Consider the following 17,333-nt stretch of genomic DNA (forward strand, 5'->3'; position numbering starts at 1 on the left):
CCACCTGACTATGCGACCGTTCCTGTCCCTCGCGCTCCTTGTCGCCACGGCCACGCAGGCCGCGCCACGCGTCCCGGCTCCGGCCTTCGCGCTGGCGCAGGTCCAGCAAGTGCCCGCGCCCGGTGCGGAGACGTCCGTGCCGCCACCATCCACGCAGTCCCAGTCGCTTCCGGAGGCCCCTGTCGGGCCCTCGTCCCGGCCCGAGCCGCTGGTGCCCGCCGAAGCCACGGAAGCGTCCGCGCCGCCCGCGGGTGTCCGCCCCAACTCGGCCCCGGCGCATGGCACCGACGAGGTGCCCGCGAGCGAGCCTTCCCGTGTTGACGACACCGCGCCGGTGCCCGCCGCCGAGCCCACGCCCACCGTGGAGACGGACTCTGCTCCCGCGACGACGGGCATGGCCGGGCAGGAGGCGCCGCCGGCTCCCGATGATGCGCCGGTGCTGGCGTCCGACCTGGGCTCCGATGCGCCGCGCACCACGGATGCGCAGCAGCAGCGACTGGTGAACGGAGCGCCGCTCTACAACCCCAACGTGTCGGTGCACATCGTCCAGAAGAAGCGCTTCGCGGACGAGGGCCGTCACGAGCTGACGGTGTACCCGGCCACGGTGCAGGTGAACGGGAAGTACACCCACCACGTGGGCACGGCGGCGCACTACACCTATCACCTGCAGGAGAACTTCGCCCTCCAGGTGATGGGCCAGTACAACTGGTACTCGAACGAGAGCGCCTTCAACATGGAGCTCATCGACAAGGTCCGTGAGCAGGCGCAGGCGGCCTCGTCGCTGCTCCTGGTGTGGGGCGCCCATGCGGGCGTGGAGGTGACGCCGCTCTACGGCAAGTTCGCCTTCCTCAACAACTCGCTCGCGCAGTTCAGCGTGGTGCTCAGTGGCGGCGCGGGCATCGGCTCCACGCGCCACCTCATCCGCCCTGAGGTGACGAACGATGTAGAGGGCGAGTCGTTCCGGGTGCCCGCGCGCTTCGGTGACACGGGCACCAAGTTCATGGGCTCGGTGGGTGGCGGCTTCCGGCTCCAGTTCGGCGAGTCGTACGCGCTGCGCGTGGAGGTGAGGGACCTCATCTACACCGCGCGCGTGGACCGGGTGGATGGCTGCAACCTGGCGGACTTCGAGGCGCTCGAGGCGGCGCGTTCCACCAACCAGTCCTTCGCCTCGCTGAACCTGAGCGGCGGCTGCCGCTACGAGAAGTTCGACGGCATCGACCCGAAGACGAAGAAGAACTACCGCGAGGACATCATCCTGGGCCGCGACCTGGTGGCCGAGCCGTCCTCGGACGTCCTCAACAACGTGAGCTTCTACGCCGGCTTCTCTGTCCTCTTCTGATGCGCAGGAAGGCCCGAACCGCCATGAAACGACTGCTCAGCCTCTTCGTCGCCCTGGCGCCGCTCGCGGTGTCCGCCCAGCCTGATTCGGGTGGCTACAACCGCGCGCTGGCCGCCTTCAACGCCGGTGACATGGACACCGCCGCGCCCCTCTTCTTCGAACTCGCGGAGAGCGCCTCCGACGCGGAGGTGAAGGGCAAGGCGGAGTACTTCCTCGGACAGGCCCTGGCCCAGAAGGGCCTGCCCGTGGCCGCCTTTATCGCCTATGCGGCCATCGTCAACGCCGGGCCCTCGCACCCCTCGTATCTCAAGGCGGTGGAGGGGCTGGTGGACATGCAGCAGCAACTGGATGAGCACAACCTCATCCCCAGCATCCTCAACCAGGCCTACACCGACGAGGTGCGCGACCGCTGGGTGACGCTGCCCAAGGAAGTGCTCGCGCGCATCAACTACCTGGTGGGCACGGTGAGCCAGCGCAAGAGCCGCTTCGAGGAAGCGCGCTCGCTGCTGGAGGCGGTCCCCCAGGACAGCCGCGTGTACGCGAAGTCGCGCTACCTGCTCGGCGTGGTGCTGGCGGACCCGCGCTTCCCGGGCCGTCCCGGCGAGTCCACCGGGTTGGACAAGGACGCGCTGGCCGCCTTCAACGCGGTGCTGGCCGCGAAGGAGGGGCAGCTGGACCTGCGCGCCACGCAGCACCTGGCGCTCCTCGCCCTGGGCCGGCTCCACTACCGCCGCGGCGAGTACGCCAACGCTAGCGCCGCCTATGAGCGAGTGCCGCGCTACTCGCGCTACTGGGACCAGGCCCTCTTCGAGAACGGCTTCGCGCGCTTCCAGAACGAGGACTTCGGTGGCGCGCTCGGCAGCCTCCAGGCGCTGCACGCGCCGCAGTTCGCCGGGGCCTTCCAGCCCGAGTCGTGGATCCTGAAATCGACTGTCTATTACTACTCGTGTCTCTACGACGAGGTGAAGACGACGCTGGCGGCCTTCGACGAACTCTACGGCCCCATGGAGAAGCAGCTGGAGCCCTTCACCGGGGAGGACGTGCCGCTGGTGCAGTCCTTCAACCTGGTGGCGGCGGAGAACCGCCGGCTGCCGCGCCCGGTGTACCTGTGGCTGCGCAACAACGAGCGCATCCGCGAGGTGATGCGGATGCTGGAGCGCGTGGACAACGAGAAGCGTGCGCTGACGAACGGACGCTGGCGCGGCACGCCGCTGGCGGCGCAGTCCACCGCGTCGCTCGAGGAGGTGCGCGGGACGCTGCTGCAGGTGGGCGGCACGCTGGCGCAGAGCCGCATCCGTGAGGCAGCGGACAATCTGCGGACCTTCTCCGACCAGGCGGAAATCATCCGCGTGCAGACGGCATTGGATGAGAAGGATTTACTGCAGGCCGGCGTGGACCAGAAGGCGCTGCTGACGCGGCAGTCGCTGTATCGCCCGAAGATGCCAGGCGCGGCCTGGAACTACTGGAAGTTCCAGGGCGAGTTCTGGATCGACGAGATTGGTTATTACCAATACACGCTGAAGCGCGGCTGTCCGACGAAGACCGCTGAACAGCAGCCGTAGGTTCACGAGCGCCGCTGTCACGCATGCACGTACCTTGAGGGGCCGGCTCCACGCGACACCGCGTGGAAGCGGCCCCTTCGTCGTTGTTGACAGTGCGCAAGCACCGTTCCACCGCCACTTCTCAATCCAGAAGTGCGCATCTACTTTCCGTCGTCCCTCGTCAGTGGGTGCTGGATTGCCCGCATGCCGGGTCGGCTTCACGGCAGGAGCTCGCATGAAGGTGGTTCTTCGTTTCGGTGCGCTGGCGGTGGGCGCGGTGCTCATCACTGGCGGGGTGGGAGAGGCGGCGGAAACGCAGGCCCGCAAGGGGGGGAAGAAGCCCGCCGCGGCGTCCGCGTCGAAGACCTCCGGTGCGTCCAGCAAGGCGGGCGGGAAGAAGAAGTCCGCGAAGGCCCAGGTCGACCGCAAGGCAGGGGAGAAGGCGCCGCCGCCGGGTGTCGCGCCGGAGGACGTGCGGCAGGGGCCCGCGCGTGTTCAGCCCGCGTCGGCGAAGTTCGCGGAGCTGCCCCGCATCCCGGACGCCAAGCGGGACGCGCTGGCGGACAAGAAGCGCGACGAGGCCATCGCCGCCTTCAAGCGCCTCATCCCCAAGCTGCGGGACGGCAATCCGCAGAAGGCGGAGATGCTCTACCGCCTGTCGGAGCTCTACTGGGAGAAGTCCAAGTACCTCTACCAACTGGAGATGACGCGCTTCCTCGCGGCGGAGAAGGAATACGACGCGGCCGTGGCGCGCGGCGAGAAGGTGGAGCCGCCCCAGAAGAACCACGCGGACAGCGAGCGCTACCGCACCGAGACAATGGACATCTACGAGGACATCCTCCGCGCGTACCCGGACTATCCGCAGCGCGACGAGGTCCTCTTCTCCATGGGGTACAACTACTACGAGCTGGGACGCCGCGAGGACGCGGTGGCCCGCTACGAGGAGTTGATCCGCGACTTCCCCAAGTCGCAGTTCGTGCCGGACGCGTACATCCAGCTCGGCAACCACTACTTCGAGAACAACAAGCTCATCCCCGCCAAGGCGAACTACGAGAAGGCGCGGGACTCGCGCGTGCCGAAGATCTACGGCTACGCCGTCTACAAGCTGTCCTGGTGTGACTTCAACACCGGCGACTACGAGCCCGGCCTGAAGAAGCTCCACGAGGTGGTGGACTACGCCGCGAAGAGCCCCGAGCTGGGTGACCTGCGCACCGAGGCGCTCAACGACCTGACGGTCTTCTACGTCCAGCTGGATCAGCCGAAGGAAGCCATCGCCTACTTCAAGGAGAAGGCGCCGGCGCAGCGCGTGGGCCGCCTGCTGGCCAAGACGGCCGCGGGCCTGGTGGACGCGGGCCACTTCGACAGCGCCATCCTCACGTACCGCACGCTCGTGGACGACGCGCCCATGGGCGCCAACGCGCCGGAGTACCAGCAGGCCATCGTCCGCGCCCACGAGGGCCTCCGCCAGCGCCAGCTGGTCCGCAAGGAAATGAAGCGGATGGTGGACCTCTACAGCCCCGGTGGCGAGTGGTGGAAGGCCAACGAGGGCAAGACGACCGTCCTGCGCAATGCCTTCAACGTCACCGAAGAGGCCATGCGCGTCATGGTCACCGAGTACCACCAGGAGGCGCAGAAGACGCGCCAGGTGGAGACCTACCGGCTGGCGCGTGACATCTACAAGCAGTACGTGGAGGCGTTCGCCTCCAACGCGAACCCGGACTTCGTGGCGGACTCCGCCTTCAACCTCCGCTTCTTCTACGCGGAAATCCTCTGGGCCCTGGAGGAGTGGGAAGCGGCCGCGGCCGAGTACGACGCCGTGGTGGCCTTCAAGATTCCGGACCGCGACACAGCGCGCGAGGTCTCCAACGAGACGTACCGCAAGAGCGCTGCGTACAACGCCATCCTCGCCTACGACAAGCTGGTGAAGATCGAGCGCGGCCAGCTCGCCAGGAGCGACCTGCGTGACGGCCAGAAGGTCGACGAGAAGAAGGACAAGGGCGACGTCACCAAGCAGAAGATCGTCAAGCGCGACGCGAAGGACCGCCAGGAGGAGGCGCTCACGAAGTTCGAGGACCGGCTGGTCGCCGCGTGCGACGTCTACGTGAAGCTGTATCCGAACACGCAGGACGAAATCGACCTGCGCTACCAGGCCGCCGTCACCCTCTATGACCGCAGCCACTTCGTGGACGCGGCCCGGCGCTTTGGCGAAATCATCGAGAAGTTCCCAGAGGAGCGCCGCTCGCGCGACGCGGCCGACCTCACCATGTACGTGCTGGAGAGCCGCGAGGAGTGGCTCGAGCTGAACACGCTGTCGAAGAAGTTCCTGGAGAACAAGAAGCTGTCCAAGCCCGGAACGGACTTCGCCGTGCGCGTCAGCCGCGTCGTCGAAGGCAGCCAGTACAAGTGGGTGGACGAAGTCGTCTACAAGAAGGAGAAGAACCCGAAGAAGGCCGCCGAGGAGTTCCTCCGCTTCGTGTCGGACTTCCCCAAGTCGGAGAACGCGGACCGCGCGCTCACCTACGCGATGGTCATCGCGCAGGAGGCGGGCGAAATCGACAAGGGCCTGGCCGCGGGCGAGCGGTTCCTCAAGGAGTACCCGCGCAGCCCCTTCGAGCTGAAGGCGCGTTACTCGCTGGCGGGCCTCTACGAGAAGGTCGCTGAGTACCGAAAGGCCGCCGTCATGGCGGAGTCCTTCGTGGCCAGCTACGACGCCGCGATGAAGGTGGACGACGCCAACGGCAAGCGCAAGGCGACGAAGACGGCCGCCAAGGCGGCTGTCGCTCCGGGCGCCGAGGACGCGGAGTCCAAGCGCGAGCGGAAGGCCGCCGAGCGCAAGGCGCTGCTGGAGGAGGCCGACGCCTGGGTGGCGGATGCGCAGTTCAACGCGGGCGTCTGGTGGGAAGGCGCGGGCGAGCCACAGAAGGCCGTGGCCGCCTACAACACCTACGTGTCCCGCTTCAAGGACCGCAAGGACGTGCCGCAGGTGGCCTTCGCGGCGGCGCTCGCGTGGGAGAAGGAGAAGCGGTGGAGCGAGGCGGCCCGGGCCTTCGGCGTCTTCGCGGAGACGTACGGCCGTGACTCGCGCTCCAGCTCCGCGCAGGTGTACCAGGCCCGCTACCACGAGCTGCTGGCGTACGAGCAATTGAAGAACGCGCGCGAACAGGAGCGCGTGCAGGGCGAACTGGTGCGGGCCTGGAACCGGTTGCCGGAGAGCGCGCGCAAGGACACGGCGGTCCTCAATGCCTACGGCCATGCGCGCTTCCTGTCGCTGGAGCCGGCGTGGAAGCGCTACACGGGCATCCGCTTCTCGCGGGTGAGCACCATCCGCCGGGACCTGGCGGCGAAGCAGAAGGAGATCCAGCGGCTGGAGAAGGAGTACCTCGCGGTGCTGTCCACCGGCTCCGGTGACTGGGGCATCGCGGCGCTCACGCGCATCGGACTGGCCTATGCCGACTTCGCGCGCAACATCATGGACTCGCCGGACCCGTCCGGGCTCGATGAGGAGCAGCTCGCCATGTACCGCGGCGAGCTGGAGAACCTGGCGCTGCCGCTGGAGGACAAGGCCTCCGAGGCCCTGGAGAAGGCGCTGGAGAAGGCCTACGAGCTGGGCGTCTACAGTCCGTGGACCCTGGCCGCGCAGGACCAGGTGAACCGCCTGCGTCCGGGGGCCTACGCGCAGGTGCGGCAGGTGAACTACCGCGGCAGCGACACGCTCGTCCGGTCGGACCTGGTGCGCGTGCTGGAAGGCGCCACCGCGACGACGCCGGTCCCGGCGGATTCCTCGAAGCCCTCGGATGACGAGGCGCAGACACCCACGGCGGCGCGCGGGGAGGTGCTGCGATGAAGCCGTTTCGCATCGATTCCTTTCAGGTTGGGGCGGGGAAGACGCAGATGACCTGGTTCCGTTCGCTCCTCGTCGGCTCGCTGGCCTTCACGGCGGCGTGCGCGTCGGGGCCTCAGAAGAAGCAGACCGCCGTGCCGGAGGTGCCTCCGCCCGCGGCGCAGCAGCCCGCGCCCGAGCAGAAGCCGGTGCCGCCTCCCGCGCAGAAGTCCGGCAGCGCGAAGTCCGCCTTCGCGGCGGCGCTCCAGTCCTATGAAGCGGGGGACCTGGACGGTGCGCGCAAGGGCTTCGAGGCGGTGGTGGATGAACTGCCGCAGAGCCTCAACGCGCAGTTCAACCTGGGCGTCATCGCGGAGCGCCAGGGCCGTCCGGATGACGCGCGCGTGGCCTACGAGAAGGTCCTCCTGCTGGACCCGGCGCACGTGCCCGCGGTGGTCAACCTGGGCGTCATGTACCGGGAGCAGGGGCGGCTGGACGAAGCCATCGCGTTGTTCGAGCGGGCGCTGAAGATGCCTGGTCGCGAGTACGACGCGTCGCTGCTCAACAGCCTGTCCATCACCTATCGCGTCGCCGGAAAGCTGGACGAGTCCGAGGCCGCCGCGCGCCGCGTGCTGGTGCGCAACAAGGACAACCCGGGGGCGTACAAGAACCTGGCGCACGTGGCCTACGCACGGGAGAAGTACCGGCTGGCGGAGCTGCTGGCCGGCAACGCGCGCAAGCACTCGGAGAACGACCCGGCGCTCTACAACCTGCTGGGCATGGTCTACCTGAAGCTGGACGACCGGGCGCGCGCGCTGGTGCAGTTCCAGAAGGCCATCTCCCTGGATGCGAAGTTCACCCCGGGCTACCTCAACCTGGGCGCCCTGGCGCTGAGCTTCCGCGACTACGTGGGCGCCGAGCGCTCCTTCGGCAAGGCTGCGGAGCTGGAGCCGGGCTCGCCGGACGTGACGCTGTACCTGGCCTGGGCGCTGGACGGGCAGAAGGGGCGCGACCCGAAGAAGGGCCTGGCCGCGGGTGAGGCGTTCGAGAAGGTGCTGGCCACGCGCTCGGACCTGCCAGAGGCCGTGTGCGGCGCGGGCTGGGCGTATGCGTCGGACCGCGCGGGCTGGCAGAAGGCCATCGCGTTCCTCGACCGCTGCAAGGGGTTGGAGACGACGACCGACAATGACAAGCAGATGATCACCGCCAAGGTCCAGGGCCTGCAGAACATGCTCAAGGCTCCACCGCCCGCCACCGCGCCCGCCACCGCGGAAGGCGAAGGCGATGGCGCTCCGGCGGATGAGGCCATTGGCGGCGGCGGTGCGCAGCCCGCGCAGGGCGCCGAGGGTGTGGCGCCTGGTCAGGGCTCGGATGTTGCGCCGAAAGGCGATGCCACGGGCGGCGCGGGCGCACAGCCTGGGCAGGGCGCGGGCACCCAGCCCGAGCAAGGCACCACGGGCGAGTGAAGCGGCTGCCCTTGGGGAGCGGCGTGCGTCGCTAGCAGCGGGGGCTGGGTTGGACAGGCACCCGTGGCATCACCCCAGCAGGCAAGCTGGAGTTTTGACGAAGAGGGACGGAACTTTTTTCCTCTCTCCAGGCTGCAACACCCGGATGAGCAGGCGAGCTCCTCTGGATTCAAGGACTTGAGGTTGGATCGCGCTGTGCATTGGGAGGTTGAGCATGAGGCGACTGGTATCAGCGGTGGTGGTGCTGGGCCTGTGGGCGGCACCCTCGGTGGCGATGGCACAGGCGTCGAAAGATACGGTGAAGGTCGTCCAGGAGGAGGACCGCACTGTCTTCCAGAAGAAGACGGTCATCGACTTCACGGATGTCGCGGTGGAAGGCGAGCTCACGAAGCCTGAGGGCTCGTACGTCCTCCACCGGAAGAAGACGGACTTCCAGAGCCTCATCAAGGTCCGGGACAACTTCGATCCAGAGTTACAGAAGTCAGTCGACAACCTCTAGCGGCAGCGGGCGGCGGCAGTCGTTCTAAGGGCGGAAGGGAAGAGGGAAAATCCTCATGGCGGCGGCGAAGAACAACGGCTTGACGCTTCGGATCACCGGGCCGGATGGCTCCACGGCGGAAGCCGTGTCGGAGGCCGAGAGCGTCATTGTGGGGTCGGGCGCTCAGGCGGCAGTGAAGATTCAGGACCCGGGGGTCTCGAATCTCCATGTGATGCTGAAGGTGGACAAGGATGGCTCGGTCACGGCCATCGACCTGGGGAGTGAGGGTGGCACGGAGGTGCGTGGACAGCGGCTCGTCCTCCCCACGGCGCTCAATCCCGGGGATGTGTTGTTGGTGGGCGGCAGCCGGGTGGAGGTGCTCTTCGGAGCGACCCAGCCCGAGCGTCCGCTTCCCGCGGGTGCGCGGGTGGCGGGGCCGGTGTTCCAGGGGCCGGTGGCCACGCCACCGCCGCCGCCGCGTGCCATGCAGATGCAGACGCAGGCGCGCGCGGATCTACCGAACCTGGTTCCCACGCCGCCGCCGCCCATGCGCCAGGTGTCCACGGCGCTGGGCAACCGCGTGGAGCGGGTGGCCTCTCCCGGTGTGATTCCGGTCGAGCCGCCCCGGCAGGTGCCTCCGGGGCTCCAGCCTCGCACGACACCCTCCACGGCGCGGACGTCCACGCCGAACGCGGCGAACACGGCCACGACGCGGCGGACGGTGGCGCCGCACCTCCAGGAGCCGCTGCCTCCCGAGGCCATGCCCACGCCCGAGGCGCGCGTCCTCCAGGTCGCGCTGCTGTGGGGCGACACCATGCTGGAGGTCCAGCACTTCAAGGACGGCGTGCCCGTCACCATCGGCGAGGCGAAGAAGAACTTCTTCAACGTCTTCGCGCCGTCGGTGGGCAAGAGCCATGTGCTGGCCGTCAGCGAGAAGGACGTGCTGGAGGTGCGCGCTCCCGCGGGCTCGCGCGCCTTCGTCACCAACCAGGGCAACGTGCGCACCAAGGACGCGCTGCGGGCCGCGGGCGCGCTCTCCGGCCAGGCCGGTGACGACGCCGAGCAGCGCTTCACCCTGGGGCTGCACGACCGGGTGGAGGTGTCGCTGGGCACGGTGTCCTTCGTCGCGCGCTACGTGAAGCCGTCTCCGGTCATCACCGCCGCGTCGCTGAAGGACTCCGACTTCACGTTCTTCAAGATCACCAGCATCTGCATGCTGACGGGCCTGGCGGTGGTGCTGGCCATGGTGCTGACGCCGCGCCAGGAGCTGCCGCAGAGCGCGGACATCTTCGAGTCCCAGCAGCGCGTGGCGAAGTTCCTCATCACCCCGGAGAAGAAGCTGGAGGCGAAGAAGCTCCAGCTGTCCGCGCCGGAAGAGGGCGCCAAGGCGAAGGACGAGGAAGGCAAGTTCGGCAAGGAGGAGGCGAAGCAGCAGGAAGCGGCGCCCTCCAAGCCCGGCACGCCCGTGGTGGACAAGAGCAAGAAGGAGAAGGACCGTCAGGCGGTGGGCAAGGCCGGCCTGCTGGGCGCCTTCAAGGGCATGAAGGGTGGGGCATCGGACGTGTTCGGTCCCGGCGGCTTCGGCACCGGCATCAACGACGCGCTGGGCGGCCTCAAGGGCGGCGCGGCCATGGGTGACGCGCAGGGCGTGGGCGGCCTGGGCTCGCGTGGCACTGGCAAGGGCGCTGGTGGCACCGCGCTGGGCATCGGTGGTCTCGGGACGCAGGGCACCGGCCGTGGCACGGGCGGGTCGGGCGGCATCGACCTGGGCGGCCGTGGCAAGTCCATCACCAAGGTCATCCCTGGCAAGACGACGGTGGTGGGCGGCCTGGACAAGGACGTCATCGCCAAGGTCATCCGGCGGCACCAGGGGGAGATCAAGTACTGCTACGAGTCGGAGCTGAACAAGGACCCGAGCCTCGCTGGCAAGGTGGCGGTGGCCTTCGTCATCGACCCCACGGGCGCGGTGTCCGACGCGAGTGTCTCCGAGACGACGCTGAACAACGCCGCGGCGGAGCGCTGCATGCTGTCGCGAATCCGCCGCTGGAAGTTCCCGGAGCCCAAGGGCGGCGGCGTGGTGTCGGTGACGTACCCCTGGCTCTTCTCGCCCGCGGGCGCGGGAGGGTGAGCGGCGGTAGCGGCCCGTGAAGCATTCGAGTGGCGTGGACGAAACGGTCCACGCCACTTTCGTTTTCCCCCACTGCCGGTTCCGGGGGGGCGTCATTAACGTCTGCGGCGCTCCCGCGTTGCGCTGGGAGGGCACGTCTGTCGGGAGGACCCGTGAAGAAGTCTCAGTTGATTGCCGCGCTCGCGCTGCTGTCGTCTCCGGTTCTTGCGGCCACACCGCCGGAAGGGGTGGCGTTCGAGCCGCGCCGTGGTTTCTTCACCGAGACGGACATCGGCGTGTTCTTCACCGTGGGCGGGGAGAACGTCTACTCCAACGCCCAGACGTATCTTCAGCTCGGCGTGGGGTACGACCTCACGGAGAAGCTGTCGCTGGGGGCGCACTTCGGGCTCGGCTCGTCCGCGCAGAACTGCTTCGCGGGCTACCTGCCTGGCACGGAGACGTGCGCGCTGTCGGACAACTTCACCATGGCCTTCTTCAACGCGTCGGCGGCCTACCACGTGCGTGTCATGGACCGGCTGTTCCTCACGCCCAAGGTCGTGGCGGGCTACACGCGGCTGGATCCGGCGCCCGTGGACCCAGGCGAGGGCGACCCGGGACGCGCCGTCAGCGCGCCCAACGCGGGCCTGGGCTTCGGCGTGGAGTACGCCACGGGCATGGACCACTTCTCCGTCGGCGCGGACCTGCTGGCCCGCTACATCATCGGGCCCAACATCACCTCCTTCGCCATCTTCCCGAAGGTGAAGTACACGTTCTGAAGCCCGAATACACGAAGGGCCCGCCCCCAACGCAGTGGGACCGGGCCCTGGTGATGCGGGGCGCCCAGTGAGCGCCCCTGAGCGAAGGCTTACTCGCCTTCGGCCGCGCGCTCCTCGCGCTTGCGGTCACGCTCGGCGCGGTAGCGCTCGCCCACCGCCAGCGCCTTCTTGCGCATGCGGATGGACTTGGGCGTCACCTCGACCAGCTCGTCGTCGGCGATCCACTCCAGCGCCTTCTCCAGGCTGATTTCCCGCGGCGGGGTGAGGATGACGTTCTCGTCGCGGCCGGCGGCGCGGATGTTGGTGAGCTTCTTCTCACGGCAGCAGTTCACGTTCAGCTCGGACGCGTGCGAGTGCTCGCCGATGATCATGCCCTCGTACACCGTGGTGCCGGCGCCGATGAAGAGCGAGCCACGCTCCTGGATGCTGAAGAGCGCGTAGGGCACGGTGTCGCCCAGGCGGTCGGAGACGATGGCGCCATTCTGCCGCTTGGGGATGTAGCCGAACCACGGCTCGTAGCCGTCGAACTGGCTGCTCATGATGCCCTCGCCACGGGTGATGGTGAGGAACTCCGAGCGGAAGCCGATGAGGCCGCGCGCGGGGATGCGGAACTGGAGCCGGGTGCGGCCCGAGCCCAGGGTGCCCATGTCCACCATGCGGCCCTTGCGGGGCCCCAGGCGCTCCGTCACCGCGCCCACGCTGTTCTCCGGCACGTCGCAGAAGAGCAGCTCCATGGGCTCGTGGACCTGCCCGTCGATCTCCTTAGTGATCGGCTCCGGGTTGGAGGCCGTCAGCTCGTAGCCCTCGCGGCGCATGTTCTCGATGATGACGGCCAGGGCGAGCTCGCCGCGGCCCACCACGCGGAACGCGTCCGGCGTGTCGGTGTCCTCCACGCGGACGCCCACGTTGCGGTAGGCCTCGCGGTAGAGGCGCTCGCGCAGGTTGCGGGAGGTGACGAACTTGCCTTCCTTGCCCGCCAGCGGCCCGTCATTGACCTTGAAGACCATCATCATCGTGGGCTCGTCCACGGTGATGCGGGGCAGGGGCACCGGCTTCTCCGCGTCGGCGATGGTGTCGCCGATGGAGATCTCCTCGATGCCGGCGATGGAGACGATTTCACCCGGACCCGCGTCCGGGATCTCCACGCGCTTCAGGCCGGAGAAGCCGTACAGCTTGACGATCTTGCCCGGCTGCACCTTCCCACCCTCGCGGCAGACGGCCACGGGCATGTTGGCGGTGATGCGGCCGGCCTGCACGCGGCCCACGGCCAGACGGCCGACGTAGTCGTCGTAGTCCAGGTTGGCGACCAGCAGCTGCAGCGACGTCTCGTCCGACTTCGGCGGAGGCGGGATGTGGTTGATGATGGCGTCGTACAGGGGCTCCAGCGTCTTGCCGGGGACCTCCAGCTGCGTGGACGCCTGACCCTGGCGGGCGATGGTGTAGAGGACGGGCATCTCCAACTGCTGCTCGTCCGCGCCCAGGTCGATGTAGAGCGAGTACACCAGGTCCAGCACGTCCTTCGCGCGGGCGTCCTGGCGGTCGATCTTGTTGATGACCAGCACCGTCTTCAGGCCCATGGCCAGGGCCTTGCTGAGCACGAAGCGCGTCTGGGGCAGGGGGCCTTCGGCGGCGTCCACCAGCAGGATGACGCCCTCAACGAGGCGCAGACCACGCTCCACCTCACCACCAAAGTCGGCGTGACCCGGGGTGTCGATGATGTTGATCTGCATGCCCTTGTAATTGACCGCGGTGTTCTTCGCGAGAATGGTGATGCCCTTCTCGCGCTCGAGGTCGTTCGAGTCCATCACCCGTTCGGCGACGTGCTCGTTGCTACGGAAGGTGCCCGCCTGGCGAAGCAGGTGATCGACGAGCGTGGTCTTGCCATGGTCGACGTGAGCGACAATGGCGACGTTACGAATATTTTCGCGAGGAATCATACGAACCGAACTGTGATGGCTGGTGGGGAACGCCCGAGGAGGCCGGGGCTTCCGAACCCCACCGGAACCCGGGAGGTCGGCGCTTATATGCCGCGAGTGCGTCCCCTGCAATGCAGCCGGAAGCCCAGCGTCCGTGCGGGCGGGTTTTCACTCCTGTCACCCATGAACAACGCCAGGGGGCCGGCCTCTTCCGGAGGGCTCAGGGGCCAGCGGGAGGGCTCACCGCCGGTGTAGGCGTGGGCGAGGGGGGGCCGGTACGCACGTTCAGTCGCTCCCGGAGGAAGCGCTCGACGCGGGCCTCCACCCGCCCGGGGGCTTCGAGTGGGGTGGTGTGGGTGCCGTCGGGGATGAGCTCCAGCTCGGCGCCGGGGATCCGGTCGGCCATCTCCTCGGAGATCCAACCCGGCGTGAACTTGTCCTGGCCGCCCGCCACCACCAGGGTGGGGACGTCCACGTGGGGCAGGTGGTCCCACGCGTTGTGCTCCGCCATGGACTCCAGGGTGCGCACGAAGACGACGGGGTCCATCCGGGCCAGGTGGTCGAAGTAGGGCGCCAGGTCGTTGCGGGCGATGCGCTCCCGGTTCATCTCCAGGGTGATGGCCAGCTGCACGGCCAGCTCCGTGCGCAGCACCGTGTGGATGATGCGGGCGGACTGCCCAGGGTAGCGCTCCACCACGCGGCGGATGAGCGGGAACGCCCGCTTGAGCACGGTGGAGTCGTGGAAGGTGTCCAGCGGGTTGCCGTAGCTGCCGCACACCAGGACGAGCCCGCACACGCGCTGGGCGTAGCGGCGCTGGAACTCCAGCGCCACCTGGACGCCCATGGAGTGGCCGAAGAGGACGGCGCGCTCCATCCCCACGGCGTCGAGCATCCGCCGCAGGTCATCGCAGGTGTACAGCATGCCGATGCGAGAGCGGTCCTCGGGGACGGTGGAGCGGCCGTGGCCCCGGTAGTGCCAGCGCAGCACGCGGTGGTTCCGGACCAGGTAGGGCGCCAGGTACTTCCAGGCGAAGCCGTCACAGCCCAGGCCGTCGCAGAAGACGATGCCCGGAAGGCCGTCTCCCTGGACCTGGTAATACAGCTCCGCGCCGTCCGGGACGCGCAGGCGGTCCTGGTGGAAGTACCGCGCGCCGGGACTCATGCGTCGCCCATCTCCGCCTCGTCCTCGGGCAGGCCCTTGTCCAGGCCGTAGCGGGAGATCTTCAAGATGAGGTTGGAGCGGCTGATGCCCAGCTCTCGCGCCAGCCGGCTCTTGTTGTGGCGCGTGCGCATCAGTCCCTGCTGGATCATCTCCCGCTCCAATGCCTCCACGGCCTCGTGCAGCTTGCCGTGGGCGCGCGGAGAGATGAAGGGGCCTCCGCCGGGCAACACGGCGTCGCGGATGCGGCTGGAGATGAGCTCGGCGGGAATGGACTCCAGCTCGCCCCCCAGCACGAGCAGGCGTTCGATTTCGTTCTCCAGCTCGCGGATGTTCCCCGGCCACGCGTAGGCGCCCAGGATGGCCAGTGCCTCCGCGTCCAGCCCTCGCGCGCGCTGGCCCTCGCGGTGGTGCTTGCGCAGGAAGTGGTCGATGAGGACGGGCATGTCGTCGCGCCGCTCCCGCAGGGGGGGCAGCTGCACGCGGATGACGTTGATGCGGTAGTAGAGGTCCTCGCGGAATTCGCCCCGCTTCACCAATTCGCCCAGGTCCTTGTGGGTGGCGGCGATGACGCGGACGTTGACCTCCTTGAGCTGCGTGCCGCCCACGGGCAGGAAGGTGCCCTCCTGGAGCACGCGCAGGAGCTTCACCTGCAGCGCGGCGGACATGTCGCCCACTTCATCCAGGAAGAAGGTGCCGCTGTCGGCGACCTCGAAGAGGCCCTTCTTGTCGCGCAGCGCGCCGGTGAAGGCGCCGCGGGTGTGGCCGAAGAGGGCGCTCTCCAGCAGGTTGTCGTTGAAGGCGGAGCAGTTCTGCACCACGAAGGGTTGCTGCGCGCGCGGGCCGCTGAGGTGGATGGCGCGGGCCACCAGCTCCTTGCCGGTGCCGGACTCGCCGTTGATGAGGACGGTGGAGTCGGAGTTGGCCACCTTCTCCATCAACCGGAAGACCTCCATCATGGGCCCGGAGCGCCCGATGATCTTCTCGAAGCGGTAGCGGTCGCTCAGCTCGCGGGACAGCACGGGCGCGCCGTCCTCCTGCCGGGAGGCCTCCGCCGCTTCGTGGTTGGCGATTTCATTCGCCGCGCACTCGAGCAGGTCGGACAGCTTGCTCAGCTCGGCGCCGTCCAGGACGGGGACCTGCTCGCTCAACCCGTCCAGATCCACGTGCGACGGGGCGAACTGGCGCACCTTCGACTTGAGGACGTCCGCTTCGCGCGCGTCAAGAGGCTGACGGGCAAAGCCCTCGACGAAGAGGAAGCCCTCGTATTCGTTGGCGATGTAGAGGGGCGCGCCCACGATGCTGAAGTTGAGGTGGCAGTCGTGGATGAGCGAGCGGCGCACCTTCTTGTTGGCTTTGAACTTCTCGTTCAGTACACGGACGGACTGGCCGCAGCGCCGCAAGCCCTCCTTCGAGGTCAGGGCGGCACGGCAGAAGGCGTTCGGCGGCGGGCTGACGTCCCCGCGCTGCCACTCATGCACCACGCCGTGGCGGTCCGCGAACGCCAGCTCGACCTGCCACCACTTGCGGATGACATCCCTGAGCATGATGATGGTGTGCAGGTTCAGATGCTTCCCGTAGTCCATCCCCACCTCCGTCGCGTCTCCCCACGCTCCGGAGCAGGGGACGCCGGGCCTGGCGGCAGCCAGATTCCCGGCCTCTCATACCTCATGAACGGGCATTATCCGCACCCCCCTCTCCCGTGACTACTTCCCCTTACACCCGCGGTGAATCCGGGCATGGCCACGAGCATGACCACGGCGACGGCCATGGCCACCACCATCATCATGGCCATGGGCACGGCCATGGGCACGGTCCCCGGAAGGGCGGACTGGCGGAGGAGCGGAAGAAGGACAAGCGCCGGCTCATCTTCGCCCTGGTGCTGACGGCCACCATCGCGCTGGCGGAGGCGGTGGGCGGCTGGCTGACGAACTCGCTGGCCCTGATGTCCGACGCGGGCCACATGCTGACGGACGTGTCCGCGCTGGCGCTGAGCCTGGTGGCGCTGTGGTTCGCGGGCAAGCCGGCGGACGTGAAGAAGACGTACGGCTACTACCGGATGGAGATCCTCAGCGCGCTGCTCAACGGCGTGCTGCTGATGGGCATCACCGGCTTCATCCTCTATGAGGCATGGGAGCGGGTGCGAACGCCGGCGCCGGTGGACATCGGGCCCATGGCCATCGTGGCCTCGGTGGGCTTGTTGGCCAACCTGGGCGCGCTGGGGTTCCTGCACCGTTCCCACTCCATGAACGTGCGCGGGGCCTTCCTGCACGTGCTGGGAGACACGCTGTCATCGGTGGGCGTGCTCGTGGGCGCGGGCATCATGGCGTACACGGGCTGGTACGTCGTGGACCCCATCATCTCGGTGGTCATCTCCATCGTCATCGTCATCGGCGCGGTGCGGCTGGTGCGCGACGCGGTGGACGTGCTGATGGAGGCGGTGCCGGCGCACGTGGACCTGGCGCAAATCAAGGAGCTGATGCTCCGCGCGCAGGGCGTCACGGCGGTGCATGACCTGCACGTGTGGACCATCTCCAGCGGCGTGTATGCGCTGTCCGCGCACCTGGTGGTGCAGGACCCCATGGTCTGCAACAACGACGAGATTCTCTCCGCGGTGAAGCACGACCTGTACGACCGCTTCGGAATCGACCACACCACGATTCAAATCGAGAGCGAGACCTACGCCCACCTGGGCGAGGTCCACTGACGGCCCGCGGCCGGGGGGCGTGCC

11 protein-coding genes are annotated in these 17,333 nt (G+C 68.2%); 8 read left to right on the plus strand and 3 right to left on the minus strand.

The window, feature by feature from the left end:
* The first annotated feature begins 10 nt into the window (after nucleotides 1–10).
* The 7 genes from BHS09_RS16820 to cglE all read left to right on the plus strand — a co-directional run bounded on the left by BHS09_RS16820 (nucleotide 11) and on the right by cglE (nucleotide 11,527).
* Entirely contained in the window at nucleotides 11–1,339 is a 1,329-nt protein-coding gene (locus BHS09_RS16820; RefSeq protein ID WP_140791262.1) for an outer membrane beta-barrel domain-containing protein, read from the plus strand.
* 23 nt (nucleotides 1,340–1,362) lie between these two features.
* The gene (locus BHS09_RS16825) at nucleotides 1,363–2,901 is read left to right on the plus strand and encodes a tol-pal system YbgF family protein (RefSeq protein WP_140791264.1); all 1,539 of its coding nucleotides are present in this window, start codon (nucleotides 1,363–1,365) and stop codon (nucleotides 2,899–2,901) included.
* A 214-nt stretch (nucleotides 2,902–3,115) separates the two neighbouring features.
* Nucleotides 3,116–6,724 (plus strand): tetratricopeptide repeat protein, encoded by a 3,609-nt coding sequence (locus BHS09_RS16830; RefSeq protein WP_174260554.1) that lies wholly within the window; start codon nucleotides 3,116–3,118, stop codon nucleotides 6,722–6,724.
* Complete coding sequence (locus BHS09_RS16835) at nucleotides 6,721–8,166, plus strand: tetratricopeptide repeat protein (protein ID WP_140798357.1); 1,446 nt, start codon at nucleotides 6,721–6,723, stop codon at nucleotides 8,164–8,166. The genes BHS09_RS16830 and BHS09_RS16835 overlap by 4 nt, the downstream gene beginning before the upstream one ends.
* 214 nt (nucleotides 8,167–8,380) lie before the next feature.
* Nucleotides 8,381–8,665 (plus strand): hypothetical protein, encoded by a 285-nt coding sequence (locus BHS09_RS16840; RefSeq protein ID WP_140791270.1) that lies wholly within the window; start codon nucleotides 8,381–8,383, stop codon nucleotides 8,663–8,665.
* A 55-nt stretch (nucleotides 8,666–8,720) separates the two neighbouring features.
* Nucleotides 8,721–10,772: a TonB family protein gene (locus tag BHS09_RS16845; protein ID WP_140798358.1), complete on the plus strand. Its 2,052-nt coding sequence runs from the start codon at nucleotides 8,721–8,723 to the stop codon at nucleotides 10,770–10,772.
* Between the two features lie 152 nt (nucleotides 10,773–10,924).
* Nucleotides 10,925–11,527, plus strand: a complete 603-nt coding sequence (gene cglE / locus BHS09_RS16850) for an adventurous gliding motility protein CglE (protein ID WP_140791273.1) — start codon at nucleotides 10,925–10,927, stop codon at nucleotides 11,525–11,527.
* Between the two features lie 89 nt (nucleotides 11,528–11,616).
* On the opposite strand, the gene typA is transcribed toward cglE, so the two are convergent.
* The 3 genes from typA to BHS09_RS16865 all read right to left on the minus strand — a co-directional run bounded on the left by typA (nucleotide 11,617) and on the right by BHS09_RS16865 (nucleotide 16,188).
* On the minus strand, nucleotides 11,617–13,464 hold the full coding sequence (gene typA, locus BHS09_RS16855; protein WP_140798359.1) for a translational GTPase TypA: 1,848 nt from the start codon (nucleotides 13,462–13,464) through the stop codon (nucleotides 11,617–11,619).
* Between the two features lie 199 nt (nucleotides 13,465–13,663).
* Nucleotides 13,664–14,605, minus strand: coding sequence for an alpha/beta fold hydrolase (locus BHS09_RS16860; RefSeq protein WP_140798360.1), 942 nt, complete (start codon nucleotides 14,603–14,605; stop codon nucleotides 13,664–13,666).
* On the minus strand, nucleotides 14,602–16,188 hold the full coding sequence (locus BHS09_RS16865; RefSeq protein WP_140791279.1) for a sigma 54-interacting transcriptional regulator: 1,587 nt from the start codon (nucleotides 16,186–16,188) through the stop codon (nucleotides 14,602–14,604). Before BHS09_RS16865 ends, BHS09_RS16860 begins: the two co-directional genes overlap by 4 nt.
* Before the next feature lie 116 nt (nucleotides 16,189–16,304).
* Between BHS09_RS16865 and BHS09_RS16870 the strand changes: the two genes are divergently transcribed.
* Entirely contained in the window at nucleotides 16,305–17,309 is a 1,005-nt protein-coding gene (locus BHS09_RS16870) for a cation diffusion facilitator family transporter (RefSeq protein WP_140791281.1), read from the plus strand.
* Nucleotides 17,310–17,333 lie beyond the last annotated feature (24 nt).

It is taken from the genome of Myxococcus xanthus (assembly GCF_006402735.1).
Taxonomy (GTDB): domain Bacteria; phylum Myxococcota; class Myxococcia; order Myxococcales; family Myxococcaceae; genus Myxococcus; species Myxococcus xanthus_A.